The sequence below is a fragment of the Rhodoferax sp. genome (genome assembly GCF_028689295.1).
GTDB lineage: Bacteria > Pseudomonadota > Gammaproteobacteria > Burkholderiales > Burkholderiaceae_C > Rhodoferax.
On sequence record NZ_JAQTWL010000022.1, the window covers coordinates 1 to 16,161 of the forward strand.

19 protein-coding genes are annotated in these 16,161 nt (G+C 60.8%); 15 read left to right on the forward strand and 4 right to left on the reverse strand.

Annotated elements, in window-relative coordinates:
- From aspS to PHF15_RS14360, 8 genes are all read left to right on the forward strand, one after another.
- On the forward strand, positions 1–1,515 hold a 1,515-nt coding region (gene aspS / locus PHF15_RS14325; protein ID WP_300122075.1), incomplete at its 5' end, for an aspartate--tRNA ligase.
- Positions 1,516–1,592: 77 nt separating this feature from the next.
- The gene (nudB, locus tag PHF15_RS14330; protein WP_300122076.1) at positions 1,593–2,081 is read left to right on the forward strand and encodes a dihydroneopterin triphosphate diphosphatase; all 489 of its coding nucleotides are present in this window, start codon (positions 1,593–1,595) and stop codon (positions 2,079–2,081) included.
- The gene (locus tag PHF15_RS14335) at positions 2,078–2,812 is read left to right on the forward strand and encodes an endonuclease/exonuclease/phosphatase family protein (protein ID WP_300122077.1); all 735 of its coding nucleotides are present in this window, start codon (positions 2,078–2,080) and stop codon (positions 2,810–2,812) included. Before nudB ends, PHF15_RS14335 begins: the two co-directional genes overlap by 4 nt.
- Positions 2,813–2,820: 8 nt before the next feature.
- Entirely contained in the window at positions 2,821–4,032 is a 1,212-nt protein-coding gene (gene clsB / locus PHF15_RS14340; protein ID WP_300122079.1) for a cardiolipin synthase ClsB, read from the forward strand.
- 104 nt (positions 4,033–4,136) lie between these two features.
- Complete coding sequence (gene folE, locus PHF15_RS14345; protein WP_300122081.1) at positions 4,137–4,838, forward strand: GTP cyclohydrolase I; 702 nt, start codon at positions 4,137–4,139, stop codon at positions 4,836–4,838.
- 2 nt (positions 4,839–4,840) lie between these two features.
- Positions 4,841–5,263 (forward strand): BLUF domain-containing protein, encoded by a 423-nt coding sequence (locus PHF15_RS14350; protein WP_300122083.1) that lies wholly within the window; start codon positions 4,841–4,843, stop codon positions 5,261–5,263.
- A gap of 3 nt (positions 5,264–5,266) precedes the next feature.
- Positions 5,267–6,094, forward strand: coding sequence for a DUF429 domain-containing protein (locus tag PHF15_RS14355; protein ID WP_300122085.1), 828 nt, complete (start codon positions 5,267–5,269; stop codon positions 6,092–6,094).
- Between the two features lie 25 nt (positions 6,095–6,119).
- Positions 6,120–6,587, forward strand: coding sequence for a thermonuclease family protein (locus PHF15_RS14360; RefSeq protein WP_300122087.1), 468 nt, complete (start codon positions 6,120–6,122; stop codon positions 6,585–6,587).
- Positions 6,588–6,591: 4 nt separating this feature from the next.
- On the opposite strand, the gene moeB is transcribed toward PHF15_RS14360, so the two are convergent.
- The 3 genes from moeB to gpmA all read right to left on the reverse strand — a co-directional run bounded on the left by moeB (position 6,592) and on the right by gpmA (position 9,666).
- Positions 6,592–7,359 (reverse strand): molybdopterin-synthase adenylyltransferase MoeB, encoded by a 768-nt coding sequence (gene moeB, locus PHF15_RS14365; RefSeq protein WP_300122089.1) that lies wholly within the window; start codon positions 7,357–7,359, stop codon positions 6,592–6,594.
- A gap of 8 nt (positions 7,360–7,367) precedes the next feature.
- Positions 7,368–8,840: a S41 family peptidase gene (locus tag PHF15_RS14370; RefSeq protein ID WP_300122092.1), complete on the reverse strand. Its 1,473-nt coding sequence runs from the start codon at positions 8,838–8,840 to the stop codon at positions 7,368–7,370.
- Positions 8,841–8,922: 82 nt separating this feature from the next.
- A complete protein-coding gene (gene gpmA / locus PHF15_RS14375; protein WP_300122093.1) occupies positions 8,923–9,666 on the reverse strand; it encodes a 2,3-diphosphoglycerate-dependent phosphoglycerate mutase in 744 nt (247 codons plus the stop codon).
- Between the two features lie 96 nt (positions 9,667–9,762).
- On the opposite strand from gpmA, the gene PHF15_RS14380 reads away from it, so the two are divergent.
- The 6 genes from PHF15_RS14380 to nadA all read left to right on the forward strand — a co-directional run bounded on the left by PHF15_RS14380 (position 9,763) and on the right by nadA (position 14,127).
- A complete protein-coding gene (locus PHF15_RS14380; protein WP_300122094.1) occupies positions 9,763–10,170 on the forward strand; it encodes a rhodanese-like domain-containing protein in 408 nt (135 codons plus the stop codon).
- A gap of 15 nt (positions 10,171–10,185) precedes the next feature.
- Complete coding sequence (gene grxC, locus PHF15_RS14385; RefSeq protein ID WP_300122135.1) at positions 10,186–10,446, forward strand: glutaredoxin 3; 261 nt, start codon at positions 10,186–10,188, stop codon at positions 10,444–10,446.
- Positions 10,447–10,516: 70 nt separating this feature from the next.
- Positions 10,517–10,975, forward strand: coding sequence for a protein-export chaperone SecB (gene secB / locus PHF15_RS14390; RefSeq protein ID WP_300122096.1), 459 nt, complete (start codon positions 10,517–10,519; stop codon positions 10,973–10,975).
- Positions 10,976–11,025: 50 nt separating this feature from the next.
- Positions 11,026–12,057, forward strand: a complete 1,032-nt coding sequence (locus PHF15_RS14395) for an NAD(P)H-dependent glycerol-3-phosphate dehydrogenase (RefSeq protein ID WP_300122137.1) — start codon at positions 11,026–11,028, stop codon at positions 12,055–12,057.
- A gap of 25 nt (positions 12,058–12,082) precedes the next feature.
- Positions 12,083–12,961, forward strand: coding sequence for a carboxylating nicotinate-nucleotide diphosphorylase (gene nadC, locus PHF15_RS14400; protein WP_300122098.1), 879 nt, complete (start codon positions 12,083–12,085; stop codon positions 12,959–12,961).
- Between the two features lie 44 nt (positions 12,962–13,005).
- Entirely contained in the window at positions 13,006–14,127 is a 1,122-nt protein-coding gene (gene nadA, locus PHF15_RS14405) for a quinolinate synthase NadA (protein ID WP_300122100.1), read from the forward strand.
- Between the two features lie 20 nt (positions 14,128–14,147).
- Here nadA and PHF15_RS14410 read toward each other — a convergent pair whose 3' ends face one another.
- The gene (locus PHF15_RS14410) at positions 14,148–15,053 is read right to left on the reverse strand and encodes a DMT family transporter (protein WP_300122103.1); all 906 of its coding nucleotides are present in this window, start codon (positions 15,051–15,053) and stop codon (positions 14,148–14,150) included.
- 109 nt (positions 15,054–15,162) lie between these two features.
- On the opposite strand from PHF15_RS14410, the gene PHF15_RS14415 reads away from it, so the two are divergent.
- The gene (locus PHF15_RS14415) at positions 15,163–16,158 is read left to right on the forward strand and encodes a quinone oxidoreductase (protein WP_300122106.1); all 996 of its coding nucleotides are present in this window, start codon (positions 15,163–15,165) and stop codon (positions 16,156–16,158) included.
- The last annotated feature ends 3 nt before the right edge of the window (positions 16,159–16,161 follow it).

A 16,161-nucleotide genomic window follows, 5' to 3' on the forward strand; every position in this document is an offset into this window, starting at 1 on the left:
CTGTGCCACGAGCTCAAGGTGCTCAATCCATCTGTCACACCGCCGTTCCAACTCGAGGAGGAAAACCTCAGCGAAACCACGCGCCTGACGCACCGGGTGCTGGATCTGCGCCGTCCCTACATGCAAAACAACCTGATGCTGCGCTACCGCGTGACCATGGAAGTGCGCAAGTTTCTGGACGCCAATGGTTTCGTTGACATCGAAACCCCGATGCTGACCAAGAGCACGCCCGAAGGGGCGCGCGACTATCTGGTGCCCAGCCGGGTCCATGACGGTCACTTTTTTGCGCTTCCGCAAAGCCCGCAGCTGTTCAAGCAGTTGCTGATGGTGGCCGGCTTTGACCGCTACTACCAAATCACCAAATGCTTCCGCGACGAAGACCTGCGCGCCGATCGCCAGCCCGAATTCACCCAGATCGATATCGAAACCTCGTTCATGGACGAGGAAGAAATCCGGGAGATCTTTCAGGGCATGATCAAGACCGTGTTCCAGAACACCCTGGGTGTCGATTTGGGTGAATTCCCGGTCATGACCTACCAGGAGGCGGCACGCCGCTTTGGCTCCGACAAGCCCGACCTGCGCGTCAAGCTCGAATTCACCGAACTCACCGACGTCATGGCCGATGTGGACTTCAAGGTCTTCTCGACGCCTGCCACCACCAAGGGCGGCCGTGTGGTGGCGCTTTGTGTGCCGGGCGGGGCCGAGATCACCCGCAGTGAAATTGACAACTATGGTGAATTTGTCAAGATTTACGGTGCCAAGGGCCTGGCCTGGATCAAGGTGAACGACGTGACCAAAGGCCGCGAAGGCCTGCAAAGCCCGGTGGTTAAAAATCTGCACGATGCCGCACTCGCTGAAATCCTGAAACGCACGGGTGCCAAAGATGGCGACCTGCTGTTTTTTGGTGCCGACAAGGAAAAAATCGTCAATGATGCCATCGGTGCGCTGCGCATCAAGATTGGCCACAGTGCGTTTGGCAAGAAAAATGGCTTGTTCGAGGACCGCTGGGCACCGCTGTGGGTGGTGGACTTCCCGATGTTCGAGCACGACGAAGAGTCTGACCGCTGGATGGCCGTGCACCACCCGTTCACCGCGCCCAAGGACGGCCATGAAGACCTGATGGTCACGGACCCTGCCAATTGCATCTCCAAGGGCTACGACATGGTGCTCAACGGCTGGGAAATGGGTGGCGGTTCGGTGCGTATCCATCGCGCCGAGGTGCAAAAGAAGGTGTTTGATGCGCTCAAGATCACGCCAGAAGAAGCGCAACAAAAGTTCGGCTTCCTGCTCGACGCGCTGCAATACGGCGCCCCGCCGCACGGTGGCCTGGCCTTTGGCCTGGATCGCATCGTGACGCTGATGACCGGCGCCGAGTCGATCCGCGACGTGATCGCCTTCCCCAAGACCCAGCGCGCCCAGTGCCTGCTGACCCAGGCGCCGTCGCCGGTGGACGAAAAGCAGCTGCGTGAACTGCACATTCGACTGCGCACCCCCGAGGCGGTGAAAGCGTCTTGAATTTGCTGATATCGGTTTGATGCAAAATGAAAGGGCGCTGACTTGGCGCCCTTTTTAATTGGAATCATTGTTTCCCCGTGACTGCATTTTCTCGCCCATTCAAAATACCGCAATCGGTGTTGGTGCTCATTCACACTCCGGCGATGGAGGTGCTGTTGATCAAGCGCGCAGACGTCGATGATTTCTGGCAATCTGTCACGGGCAGCAAAGACACGCTGGATGAGTCCTTTGAGCAAACTGCCCGGCGTGAGGTGTTCGAAGAGACGGGGATTGATTGCGCGCCCGGCACACCTCTGGCCGGTTTTCTCCAGGATTGGCAACTTGAAAATGTGTATGAGATTTATCCCCGCTGGCGTCATCGTTATGCGCCCGGCGTGATGCACAACACCGAGCATTTATTTGGCTTGCAGGTGCCTAAGAGCACCCAGGTGCGTTTGAGCCCGCACGAGCATACGGCGTTCCAGTGGCTGCCCTATGCCCAGGCGGCGCAGGCCTGTTTTTCACCTTCCAACGCCGAGGCGTGTCTGTTGTTGCCAAGGTTTTTTCGCAAGCCGAACCAGCCATGAACATCATTCGGGTCGCGACCTACAACATTCACAAAGGGGTGCAAGGCCTTGGGCCTGCGCGTCGCCTGGAAATTCACAACCTCGGCCTGGCCGTCGAGTCGTTGGATGCCGATGTGGTGTGCCTGCAAGAGGTGCGGCACAGCAACCGCCTTGAAGCCAAACGATTTCCGATGTGGCCGGAACTTTCGCAGGCTGATTTTTTGGCCCCCCAGGGCTACGAGGCGGTCTACCGCACCAACGCCATCACGCGCCACGGCGAGCATGGCAATGCGCTGCTGTCGCGCTGGCCGGTGCTGTCGCATCAGCATGAGGATATGTCTGATCACCGCCTGGAGCAGCGGGGATTCTTGCACGTCATGCTCAACGTCCATGGAAAAATGGTGCATGTGCTGGTGGTGCACTTGGGGTTGATCAAGGCCAGCCGGGTGCGTCAGATCGCGCAGTTGCAGCGCTTTATCGAGCGGGAAATACCCGAGTCGGCCCCTTTGCTGGTGGCCGGCGACTTCAACGACTGGGGCAAGACCGTGCAACAGGCGATGGCGCGGGAAGGCCTGCACTCCTGGAATGCGCGCCAACCCACATTTCCGTCGCGCCTGCCTTTGGCACAACTTGATCATGTGTTTGCTCGCAACTTGACACCGATGGGATTGATGGTGCCTCAGGGGCACATTTGGACGCGGATGTCCGACCATCTGCCATTGATCGCCGAATTTTCCCTGCCGATCAGCTGATTCTCAGCATGTTTGCGCCCGGTCATCAGGTGGATTTGTTGCAGGGGTCGCAGGAATTTTTTCCGGCGCTGGTGCAGGCGATTGATCTCAGTGTGTACGAGGTTCGGCTGGAGACTTACATTTTCAGCGTGGAGGGCTCCGGAGAACATGTGGCGCAAGCCCTGGAGCGCGCCGCGACCCGCGGCGTCGCGGTGTTTGTGGTGATGGACGGTGCCGGCACTGACAATTTGAGCAATGAATGGGCTCGCCGTTTTTCGTCGGCTGGCGTGGCCTGGCGCATTTTCTCACCGTTGGGGCGGCTGGGCATGTTCATTCCAAGCCGCTGGCGGCGTCTGCATCGCAAACTTTGTGTCGTGGATGGCCGCGTGGCCTTTTGTGGTGGCATCAATGTGCTGGACGATTTTTATGACCCCAATCACGGCAACTTGAAGGCACCCCGTTTTGACTTTGCGGTGCGCGTGACCGGTCCGCTGGTCGAATCAGCGCACGCCGCGCTGGTGCAGTTCTGGTGGCGTTTGCAGGCCACGCGTGTTGTTCGCCGGGGTGAACTGGCGGCGGCCTGGAAAGCCTTGCAGGAGGCGAACAAGTCTGACCCCGACGCTTTGGACCAAGCCGATCACAGGTCTGTCACCCGCGATCAGGCGCTCACCAGGGCGGACCTGATTTTGCGCGACAACCTGCGTCACCGTACCCGCATCGAGCGCGCTTATCGTCATGCCATTGGCGAGGCGCAGCATGACATTATCATTTCCAATGCTTATTTTTTGCCAGGCCGAAAAATTCGCAAAGGCTTGATACATGCGGCGCAGCGCGGTGTGCGCGTGCGTCTGCTGCTGCAGGGGCGGTACGAATATTTCATGCAGTACCATGCGGCGCGCATGGTCTATGGCACGCTGCTGGCTGCCGGGGTCGAGATCATTGAGTACCGGGTGAGTTTCCTGCACGCCAAAGTGGCAGTGATTGACGGCCATTGGGCCACCGTGGGGTCGTCCAACCTCGATCCGTTGAGCCTGTTGCTGGCACGCGAGGCCAATGTGGTGGTGGACGACGCGACATTTGCACAGAATTTGCAGGCGCGCCTGGAGCACGCCATACAGGTCGAGGGCACACGGGTTGACCCGGCAGTTTATGCCAACCGGCCTCTGATGCAGCGGCTGCTGGACCGGGCGGCCTATGTGGTCATGCGGGTGTTGTTGTTCATCAATGGAAAACGCTATTAGATTTATAGCTTTGAAAGCCATAAACGTAAGCATTTCAGGCGAATAACCTTGCTGCCAAAAGACTGCTAATATTGTTTTAAATCCAATTACTGTTTACCCTAACCATGAATTCAGCTCCCACAGAAGAAGGCACGCCGGTCTCCGTCAAGATCCGCGAGCGCGTACAGGCCGCCCGAAAGCGTTTTCATGCCAATGACAACATTGCCGACTTCATAGAACCTGGCGAGCTTGAGCTGCTGCTCGACGAAGTGGAAGACAAGATGAAAGGCGTGCTGGACAGTCTGGTGATCGACACCGAGCATGACCACAACACAGATGACACTGCGCGCCGCGTGGCCAAGATGTACCTCAAGGAAGTGTTTCAGGGCCGCTACGTCAAAGCCCCACCCATCACAGAGTTCCCCAATGCCGAGCACCTCAACGAGCTGATGATCGTGGGTCCGATCACGGTGCGTAGCGCCTGCAGCCACCATTTTTGCCCGATCATGGGCAAGATCTGGATTGGCGTGTTGCCCAACGAACATACCAACGTGATCGGCCTGTCAAAATACGCGCGGCTGGCCGAATGGGTCATGGGACGGCCGCAAATTCAGGAAGAGGCGGTGGTGCAACTGGCCGACCTGATCCAGCAAAAAACCCAGCCCGACGGCCTGGCCATCGTCATGGAAGCCAGCCACTTTTGCATGAGCTGGCGCGGTGTCAAGGACGTTGACAGCAAGATGATCAACTCGGTCATGCGCGGCAGTTTCCTGAAAGACGCCAATTTGCGTCGCGAATTTTTGTCTCTGATTCCCCAGAAAGGTTAACGATGTTGGTACGTTTGTTGTATGCCAGCCGGGCCATCGATACCCGCCCCGAGGCCATTGAATCCATTTTGCAGCAGTCGCGCACGCACAACCCGAGCACCGGTGTCACCGGCGTGTTGTGCTATGGCGGCGGTATCTTCTTGCAAGCCATCGAAGGTGGCCGCATGGCCGTGAGTGACCTGTATGGTCACATCCAGCGCGACCCTCGCCACAAGGACGTGGTGCTGCTGCACTATGAGGAGATTTCCGAGCGCCGCTTTGCTGGCTGGACCATGGGCGAGGTCAACATGAACCGCATCAACGCATCCATTTTGCTCAAATACGCAGAAAAGCCCGAGCTTGATCCCTATTCGGTTTCCGGCCTGGTCTCGCTGGCTCTGCTCGAAGAACTGATGGCCACCGCATCTGTCATCGGCCGCGCCTGATTCGTGCCTGCCAGCGTGTTGCTTGGCTGTGATTTTTCCAGTGCACCCACGACCAGAAAACCCGTTGTTTTAGCTTTTGGCACCCTGCACAGTGGGCGTGTACGCCTCGCCAGTCTGGAACGTTTTGCAACGCTTGCGGGCTTTTCAGACAGGCTCAAACAAATGCCCGCTTGGGTTGGCGCGTTCGATTTGCCGTTCGGGCTGCCGCGGGAACTGGTGCAAACGCTGGGCTGGCCGACCGACTGGGCGGCCTGCGTGGCCCATTACACGCGCCTGAGCCGCGATCAGATACGCCTTGCATTTGCCGCTTTTTGCATGGCGCGCCCGGTGGGTGGCAAGTTTGCCCATCGTGCCACCGATCGGCCCGCAGGATCGAGCCCGAGCATGAAATGGGTCAATCCTCCGGTGGCTTTCATGCTGCACGCCGGGGTGCCGCTGCTGCTGCAGGCAGGCGCCACGATGCCAGGCTTGCACGCTGGCAACAATCAGAAAATCGCCCTGGAAGCCTACCCCGGCATGCTCGCGCGCGAGGTGCTGGGCCAGCGCAGCTACAAGGCCGATGACAAGGCACGCCAGACGTCCGAGCGCCTGATTGCCCGCAAGGACCTCATTACCGCGCTGGAGCAGGGCAACACCCGGTTGTGCCTGCGCCTCAAGCTGTCCCATGCGCAACGCGACGCCCTGGCCGATGATGCGCGCGGTGATGCGCTCGACGCGGTGCTGTGCCTGATGCAGGCAGCCTGGGCGCAAACACAACAAGACGCCGGCGCTGCGTGTTACGGCTTGCCGCTTGACCTGGATCCGCTGGAAGGCTGGATCGTGAGCGCCTGAGGTTCTTATGTGGCGCAAATTCATCATGCTCTGCTTGCTGCTGCCCGCCAGTTTGCAGGCCAGGGTCTGGACGGGTGTGGTGACCCATGTGTCGGATGGCGACACCCTGTGGCTCAGGCCTGCAGACGGCTCGGTGCCCAGAAAAGTGCGCCTGCTGGGCCTGGACGCACCCGAGCTGTGCCAGCCGGGAGGCGAGGCCGCACGTGCCGCGCTGCAAGGGCTGGTGGCCGGCAAACCAGTGCAAGTGACGGTGAATTTTCAGGACAGTTATGGCCGCGATTTGGGACGGCTGCGCGTCGATGCACGCGATGTTGGAGCAGCACTGGTCAGCGCCGGTCAGGCTTGGTCGAGCCGCTGGCACAACGGCCTGGGGCCCTATGCGGTGCAGGAAGCGTCAGCGCGGTTGGCCAGATTGGGCTTGTTCGCTGACCCGGCGGCCCTGTTGCCGCGCGATTTCCGCCAGCGCCACGGCCCGTGTCAGCCACCGCGTTGATCGCCTAAGCAGATTGTGGTGCGTGCGTCGTGCCGCACACCGGGCAGGCTGCATGGCGGCTGATGCGCACCTCGGTAAATTCCATGGCGCGGCCGTCGAGCATCAGCAGGCGGCCGGTCAGGGGACGCCCGGCACCCGTGATCAACTTGAGCGCCTCGGCCGCTTGCAGGCTGCCGATGATGCCGACCAGCGGCGCAAACACGCCCATGGTGGCGCAGCGGGTTTCTTCGAACGTGGCCTCGGGTGGAAAAACGCAGGCATAACAGGGTGACAGAGCGTCTCGCGCGTCATACACGCTGACCTGGCCGTCGAAGCGGATTGCGGCACCCGAGACCAGCGGTTTCTGGTGCGCCACACAAGCCGCGTTGATGGCATGCCGGGTGGCAAAGTTGTCGCAGCAATCCAGCACCACATCAAACTGCGCCACCAGTTGGTCCAGCAGTGCGGCATCGGCGCGTTGCTGAATGGCCGTGACCTCGACCCCCGGGTTGAGCTGGGCAATGGCCGCCTGGATGGAGCGCACCTTGGGGCTGCCGACACGGTCCATCGTGTGCGCCACCTGGCGCTGCAGGTTGGTCATGTCCACCGTGTCGTCATCCAACACGGTGATCCGGCCGACACCGGCCGAGCCCAGGTAGAGTGCTACCGGCGAGCCCAGACCGCCGGCACCGACGATGAGCACCCGAGCCGCCAGGATGCGCTCTTGGCCTTCCACCCCGATTTCGTTGAGCAGGATGTGACGCGAGTAGCGCAGCAGGTCGTCATCGGTCATGCCATCCCTTAATTTTCTTTCTTCTCTTCCGGCCGCTCGACCAAGGTCTTGCTGACCAGCACAGGCACACCCTTGAGCTGGTTCAAGGCCTGCGTCAAGGGGAAATCCTTGTCTGACCCCAGTTCCGGCAAGCGGCGCTCGGACGCTGGTTTTTTCATTTCTTCTTCGAGCTTGATGCGGGCTTCTTCGCGGGCTTTTTCCCGCGCCGCGTCCTTGTCCTCGTCGCCCTGGCCGCTCGTCAGGTGTTTTTCCAGGTCTGCCTCGCGCGTGCGCAGGGCGGCAAACAGGTTGCCGTCGGCGCTCTCATCGATCATGACGTCGGGCACGATGCCCTTCGCCTGAATCGACTTGCCGCTGGGTGTGTAATACCGGCTGGTGGTGAGCTTGAGCGCTGCGGTGGGGCAGTTGTCCATGCGAAAAGCCGAGTCCAGGCAGACGGCGGTTTGCACAGAACCCTTGCCAAAGGTCTGGTTGCCGAGCAGCTTGGCGCGCTGGTGGTCTTGCAGGGCGCCGGCCACGATCTCGCTGGCCGAGGCAGAGCCTTCGTTGACCAGCACCACCAGCGGAACGGTCTTGAGGGCGCCGTGCGTGACTTCTTCGAGACGTTTCAGCGGATCGGCACCACCGCGGCGCTGGTAATACCGCGGCGAGGCCTTGTAGGTGAACTTGCTGTCGGCGAGTTGGCCGTTGGCTGACACCACCGTCACATTCTCGGGCAGAAAGGCAGCCGAAATGGCGACCGCCGCGTCCAGGTAGCCCCCCGGGTCGTTGCGCAAGTCGAGCACAAGGCCCTTGAGTTTTGGCTCCTGCTTGTAAATGTCTTCCACCTTGCGGGCAAAGTCGGCCACCGTGCGCTCCTGGAACTGGCTGATGCGCACCCAGGCATAGCCGGGCTCGATCACCTTCGCCTTGACGCTCTGGGTCTTGATTTCGGCGCGTGTGATGGTCACCGAAAAGGTGCGGCTTTCGCCCTTGCGGAAAATGCTCAAAATCACTTTGGTGTCGGGCTCGCCGCGCATGCGCTTGACGCCCTCGTTGAGCGTCATGCCTTTCACGGGAGTGTCGTCAATCTTGACGATCAGGTCATTTGGCTTGAGCCCGGCGCGGTCCGCGGGTGAGTCTTCAATCGGCGAAACCACCTTGATGAGCCCGTCCTCCTGGGAAATCTCGATGCCCACGCCGACAAACTTGCCGGTGGTGCCTTCGTTGAAATCCTGCAGCGCTTTTTTGTCGAGATAGACCGAGTGCGGGTCCAGCCCGGACACCATGCCGGCAATGGCATCGGTGATCAGCTTTTTTTCATCGACCGGCTCGACGTAATTGGTCTTGACCATGCCGAAGACCGCCGCCAATTGCTGCAACTCTTCGAGCGGCAGGGGCGCGAGCGCGCCCCGCGCCACCGTTTGCAAGGATACGGTGGTAAGCGCGCCAGCAACCACGCCGACCGAGATCCAGCCAGCGACTTTTAATTTATGACCCATTTTGATTCCAGAGCGTGTGAGCTTTATATAAGAGCCGTTTAGAGCGATGCGCCGTGTCAGGGTTCCCTGTTGGCGAAAAAAGTTACTGTTTTCCTTGTGCCGCCACGGCAGCGGCAGCCCTCGCCGCAGCCTCGGCATCGCCCAGATAGTAATGGCGAATAGGTTTGAGTTCGTCGTCGAGTTCATAAACCAGCGGAATACCATTGGGGATATTCAGGCCCACGATGTCGCGGTCGGAGATGTTGTCGAGGTACTTGACCAGCGCCCGGATTGAGTTGCCGTGGGCAGCAACCACCACGCGTTTGCCCAGAAGCATCGCAGGCGCCAGGGCTTCGTTCCAGAACGGCATGACGCGCGCCACCGTGTCCTTCAGGCATTCTGTCAGCGGCACCTGCTCCGGGGCGAGCTTGGCGTAGCGCACGTCGCCGCGCTCGCAGCGCGGGTCGGTGGGCGCTAGCGCCGGCGGCGCCGTGTCGTAGCTGCGCCGCCAGATCAGCACTTGCGCATCGCCATACTGCTTGGCCACCTCGGCCTTGTTGAGTCCTTGCAGCGCGCCGTAATGGCGCTCGTTGAGGCGCCAACTGTTCACCACCGGCAGCCAGGTGCGGTCCATTTCGTCGAGCACGTGCCACAGCGTGCGGGTGGCGCGCTTCAGGACGCTGGTGTAGGCGATGTCGAAGTCATAGCCCTCGGCCTTAAGCAGGCGCCCGGCAAAAATGGCTTGTTCCAGCCCGGTGGGGGTCAGGTCAACGTCGGTCCAGCCGGTAAAGCGGTTTTCCAGGTTCCAGGTGGATTCGCCGTGGCGAATCAAAACAAGTTTGTGCATGTGAAATAAAGGAATAAGTGCGTGCGTCGGAGCAATGCCGCTGCTGCATTCTAAAATGCCGCGCTTGACACAAGTCCCACACCTAGGAAATTACCCGTGAAATTTATTCTTGATAACTGGATGTTGATTGCCGTGGCCCTGTCGGCTGGCACCATGCTCATGATGCCCCTCATCAAAGGCGCTGGCCAGGGCGCCTTGACCCCGGATGGCGCGGTACAACTGATCAACCGCGAAAAGGCAGTGATGATCGACATTTGCGAACCCCACGAATTTGCCGCCGGACACGCGATCGGCGCCAAAAATATTCCCATGGGCCAACTGGAGGGAAAACTGCCCACCACGGTCAAGAACAAGTCCTTGCCGGTGATTCTGGTGTGCCAGTCGGGTGCGCGCAGCAGCCGTGCCTTGGGGCTAGCCAAAAAGCTGGGCTACGAGAACGTGCAATCGCTGGCGGGTGGCCTGGGTGCCTGGCGCTCGGCCAATTTGCCGGTTGAAAAAGCCTGAACCCTGGAGCCCATGATGCAAGCCGTCAAGATGTACACCACCGCCGTTTGCCCTTATTGCATTCGCGCCAAGCAACTCCTCAAGGCTCGTGGCGTTGAGAGCATTGAAGAAATCCGCATAGACCAAAACCCGGCCGAGCGCGACCGGATGATGGCCGTCACCGGCCGGCGCACCGTGCCGCAAATTTTCATTGGCAGCACCCACGTCGGGGGCTGCGATGATCTGGTGGCGCTGGACGCAAAGGGCGGTTTGCTGCCGCTGCTGCAGACGGTCTGAGATAATCCGGCAGACATTTTTACGCGCCTGAACGGGTGCGAACGTCATCATTTTTAACTGAAAGACCCCCATGGCCGATACCCAAGACCCCATTTTTCAAATTCAACGTGTCTATCTCAAAGAAGTCTCGCTGGAACAACCCAATTCCCCCGCGATTCTGCTGGAGCAGGAGCAGCCCACCGTCGACATTCAGTTGGGCGTCAACGCAGCGCCCGTGGGTGAAGGGGTCTTTGAAGTGATGGTGACAGCCACGGTTCAGACCAAAATCAAGGACAAAACCGTGTTTCTGGTCGAAGCCACGCAAGCCGGCATTTTCGAGTTGCGCAACTTGCCGCAAGAACAAATGGGCCCGATCCTGGGCATTGCTTGTCCACAAATTGTGTACCCCTACCTGCGTGGCAACGTGGCCGACCTGATCCAGCGCGGTGGTTTTCCGCCCGTGCACCTGTCAGAAATCAATTTCCAGGCGATGTACGAGCAGCAGCGCGCCGCCCAAGCTGCCCAAACCGAGCCCGCACCCGCGCAATAATCTTGCCGCGCGGGTGTGCTTCTGATGCGGTGGCAAACGCTTAACTCATGATGGAAATCATTGTGCTGGGGGCTGGTGCCTGGGGCACAGCACTGGCAGCGAGTGCCAGCGCGAAATCCAGCTGTCATGCGGTGACGCTGTGGGCACGCGATGCTGCGCAGGTCAGCCTGCTGCAAGCGCAGCACCAAAACCAGCGCTACCTGCCGGATGTGGCCCTGCCGCCCGCATTGACCTTCAGCGCAGTCCCGGCGACTGAGCTCAAGGCCTTGGCTGCCAGTGCAGATCTGGTGGTGGTGGCCACACCGATGGCAGCGTTGCGGCCCACACTGCTGGCGCTGGCTGACTGCCGGGCGCCGGTGGCCTGGCTGTGCAAGGGCTTCGAAGCGCCGATCGGGGGCGAGATTGGTCTGCTGGCCCATGAAATTCAAGCGCAGGTGGCGCCCGGGCTGATAGCCGGTGTGCTCAGTGGCCCAAGTTTTGCGTTGGAAGTGGCGCGCTACCTGCCCACCGCACTGGTGGCGGCAAGTGCGCATGAATCGGTGCGCCAGGCCTTGGTAAACGCGTTCCACAGCCCGACCTTGAGGGTTTATGTCAGCGATGACATTGTGGGCGTCGAGGTGGGCGGCGCGGTGAAGAACGTGCTGGCCATAGCCACCGGTTTGTGCGATGGGCTGGGTCTGGGCATGAACGCCCGTGCCGCCCTGATCACGCGCGGCTTGGCGGAAATGACCCGGCTCGGGCTGGCGCTGGGTGCCAACGCCGCCACCTTCATGGGCTTGAGCGGCCTGGGTGACCTGGTGCTGACGGCCACTGGCGACTTGTCGCGCAATCGTCAGGTAGGGTTGGCAATGGCGCAGGGACAGAGTCTGGCCCAAGCCACTGCCGCGCTGGGCCATGTCGCCGAGGGCGTTTACAGCGCCCGCACCGTGGTCGAGCGCGCCGCCCATCTGGGCGTGGACATGCCCATTGCGCAAGCGGTGGTGGCCTTGCTTGACGGCCAGTTGACAGCGCAGCAAGCCGTGGCCGCCTTGATGGGGCGCGAACCGACCGTTGAGCAGCCCGACGTGGCATCATTCGGCTGAGACTTCACATCTGGAAACTTTTGACATGACTTCTCATTCTGATTTCCCCCCTGCTTTGGTGGCCGAACTGGCAACTGCCGATGCCACCAGAGCCTTATCTGAAGATGTTGGCACTGGCGATTTGACGGCTGGCCTTGTTGACCCGCAACTGCGCGCCCGAGCCCGCGTCGTGGCGCGTGAAAGCGCCGTGATCTGCGGCCAACCCTGGGCGCAGGCCGCTCTGCGACTGGTGGATCCCGAGGCCGATGTGACCTGGCTGGTGCCCGAAGGCCATCGCTGCAAAGCCGACCAAGTGGTGCTGGAGATCCACGGCCAGGCGCGGGGGCTGCTGACGGCCGAGCGCACCGCGCTGAACTTTTTGCAACTACTCAGCGCCGTGGCCAGCAAAACCGGCGACTACGTGCAGGCCATCTGCGATGTGCCAGGCTCGCACGCCCGCATTGTCGATACCCGCAAAACCCTGCCCGGCTTGCGCATGGCGGAAAAGTACGCGGTTCATATCGGCGGCGGTGTCAATCACCGGCTGGGGCTGTATGACGCGGTGCTGATCAAGGAAAACCACATTGCCGCCGCCGGCGGCGTGACGGCGGTGCTGCGGCAGGCGGCCTTGGTGGCGCCTCATGCCCGTTTTATCGAGATCGAGGTCGAAACCCTGGCGCAACTCTACGAGGCCCTGGAAGCTGGCGCTGGCATGGTGCTGCTCGACAACATGAGCTTGTCCCAGTTGCACGAAGCGGTGGAAATCAATGCCGGGCGCGCCATTCTCGAGGTATCTGGCGGCGTCAACCTGTCGTCGGTGCGCGCCATTGCCTCCACCGGGGTGGACCGCATTTCGATCGGCACCTTGACCAAAGACATCAAGGCGGTCGATTTTTCGATGCGTTTTGCCACCGAACCGCTATAAACGGCCACGAAAAGCGTTGATTTTTTTAAAAATCGGGAACAAACATGAACATGGCCGTGAAAGAAGTTGACTACGAACAGCCGCAAGCCGATGTCAGCGGCGCGGTCTGTGCCACCAAACATGCCTGGGCGCGGGTGCCGGAAGAACCCAGCCAGACTGAACGTGCCGCTCTGAAAAACAAAATACGCCGACTGCTCAACGAAAAGAATGCGGTCATGGTGTCGCACTACTACGTGCACCCCGACCTGCAGGATCTGGCTGAAGAAACCGGTGGCCTTGTCAGCGATTCGCTGGAAATGGCGCGCTTTGGTCGCGACCACGCAGCGCAAACGCTGGTGGTGTCAGGTGTGCGTTTCATGGGCGAAACGGCCAAAATCCTGTCGCCTGAAAAACGCGTGCTGATGCCCGACCTGGACGCCACCTGCTCGCTCGATCTGGGTTGCCCGGTCGATGAATTCAGCGCCTTTTGCGATGCACATCCAGATCGAACCGTGGTGGTCTATGCCAACACCAGCGCGGCCGTCAAGGCGCGCTCGGACTGGCTGGTCACTTCCAGCTGCGCGCTGGACATCGTGCGAGCACTCAAGGACAAGGGCCACAAAATTCTGTGGGCGCCAGACCGGCACCTGGGAGGCTACATCCAGCGCGAAACCGGCGCTGACATGCTGTTGTGGAATGGTTCATGCATCGTTCACAACGAGTTCAAGGCCCTTGAGTTGGAAAGATTGAAGCAGCAGCACCCCGGCGCCAAGGTGCTGGTGCACCCGGAGTCGCCGGCCGACGTGATTGCCCTGGCCGACGCGGTGGGTTCGACTTCAGGCATCCTGAAAGCTGCCCGCGACATGGACGCCAGAGAGTTCATCGTGGCCACCGACAACGGCATGATGCACAAACTGCGCACGCTCAATCCGGGCAAGGTGTTTCTGGAAGCGCCCACCTCGGGCAACAGCGCCACGTGCAAGAGCTGTGCGCATTGCCCCTGGATGGCCATGAACAGTCTGGCTGGCGTGGCCGGGGTGCTGGAAACCGGCACTAACGAGGTGTTCGTTGACCCCGCCATCATTCCCCGTGCCCGGCTGCCGATTGACCGCATGCTGGCGTTCACATCGGCGCTCAAGGGCGGTCTTGACGCGGGTAGCCTGGTGCCCAATCTTGGGGCTGCCTGAGGCTGGCCCAGTCAACACCCTTAGCGTCGCGACGACGACACCGCAATGCCGCCGACGATCAGCACAAAGGCCAGCGCGTGGTACAGATGGGGCAATTCGCCCAGAAAGCCCGCTGACAGCACAGCGGTGAACAGCGGCGTCAGGTTGACAAAAAAGCCGGCCACAGACGGACCGGCGCGTGCCACCCCGGCACCATAGGCGCGGTAGGCCAGCAGGGCTGGGCCGATGGCGATGAACAGCAGCGCCAGCAGCAAGCCCCCGCTCCATTGCAGCCGCCCAAAACCCAGCGACCACTCGGCACCGGCAAACAGGCCTGACCACACCAACCCGAAGGCAATCTGCGCCAGCAAAAATGCCGACCAGTCGCGTTTGATCTCAGTCGGTTCGGTGGTCGGGTGAGCCAGCATCCAGCTGTAATAAGCCCAGGCGGCCGACGCCAGCAACATGTACAGGTCGCCGGGCACCAGACGCACCTGCAACAGCACGTCAAGTTCGCCCCGGCTCAAGACCAGCATCACGCCACAGATCGACAACACAGCGCCCAGCCATTGCTTTCCCGAGATGCGCATGCCAAAAAACAGCCTGCCAATCAGCAGCATCCACACCGGCGTGCTCGACCCCACCAGCGTCACATTGATCGGGGTGGAGGTGTTGAGCGACAGATAAAGCAGCGCGTTGTAGCCGCCAATACTCAGCAGCGACAGCCAGACAAAACGCTTCCAGCTGGGCCACAGGGCGCTGCCCCGGCGCAACACTGGCGCGGCCAGCGGCAGCAGCAGGGCAAAGGCAATGGCCCAGCGCAGCAGGTTGAGTGTCATGGGTGAAGCCAGCGGCGCCACCAGACGCCCCACCACGGCATTGCCGGCCCACAAAATCGGGGCAAGGGTCAGCAAAAAAATGGTGCTTGGACTGAGTTTTGCGTGCATGGTGCAGGACTGTAACAAGGCTTTTGCTGTGCCCTGATGCCCTCGTGACAGCGTTTGCTGCCAAATCATGGCAATATCTTCCCAAATCAACTTTTTCAGGAATTCAAACATGACAACGACTGCATCGCGCGCCATTCGCATCGACCAGCACGGCGGACCCGAGCAACTCAAATTGGTCACGGTGTCCGTGGGCGAGCCTGGCCCTGGCGAGATCCGCATCCGCCACCACGCGGTGGGTCTGAACTTTATCGATGTCTATCAGCGCAGCGGCCTTTACCCCATGACGCTGCCGCAGCAGCTTGGCATGGAAGCCGCCGGCGTGGTCGAGGCGGTGGGCGAGGGTGTCACGCACCTGCAGGCGGGCGACCGCGCTGCCTACGCCAGCCAGCCCCCGGGCAGCTACTGCGAGCTGCGTGTGATGCCGGCCAAGTGCGTCTGCAAGTTGCCCGATGCCATTTCGTTTGAGACCGGCGCCGCCATGATGCTCAAGGGCCTCACAGCGCAGTATTTGCTGAAAAAGACCCAGCCCCAGGGCGGTTTGCGACCGGGCGACTTCGTGCTGTTCCACGCCGCTGCCGGCGGTGTCGGTTTGATCGCCTGCCAGTGGGCCCGTGCCATGGGTCTGCGGCTGATCGGCACGGCAGGGTCGGATGCCAAATGCGCGCTGGCCAAGGCCAATGGTGCGGCGTTTGTCATCAACTACAGCACCGAGGACTTTTTGACGCGCGTGAGGGACATCACCGGCGGCAAAGGCGTCAAGGTGGTCTATGACTCGGTGGGCAAGGACACCTGGGACAAGTCGCTCGACTGCCTGGCGCCTTTCGGCCTGATGGCCAGTTTTGGCAATGCTTCGGGACCGGTGGCGCCGTTTGCGCCCGGCATGCTCGGCCCCAAAGGTTCACTTTATTTGACCCGGCAAACCTTGTTCACTCACATTGCCAGCCGCGAGAGCACGCAAGCCATGGCTGATGATTTGTTTGAAGCGGTGACCAGCGGCAAGGTGCAGATTCACATCGACCAGCGCTACAAGCTCGAAGACGTGCAGCAGGCGCACCGCGACCTGGAAGCCCGCAAGACCACGGGCTGCAGCATTCTGACTTTGTGAGTT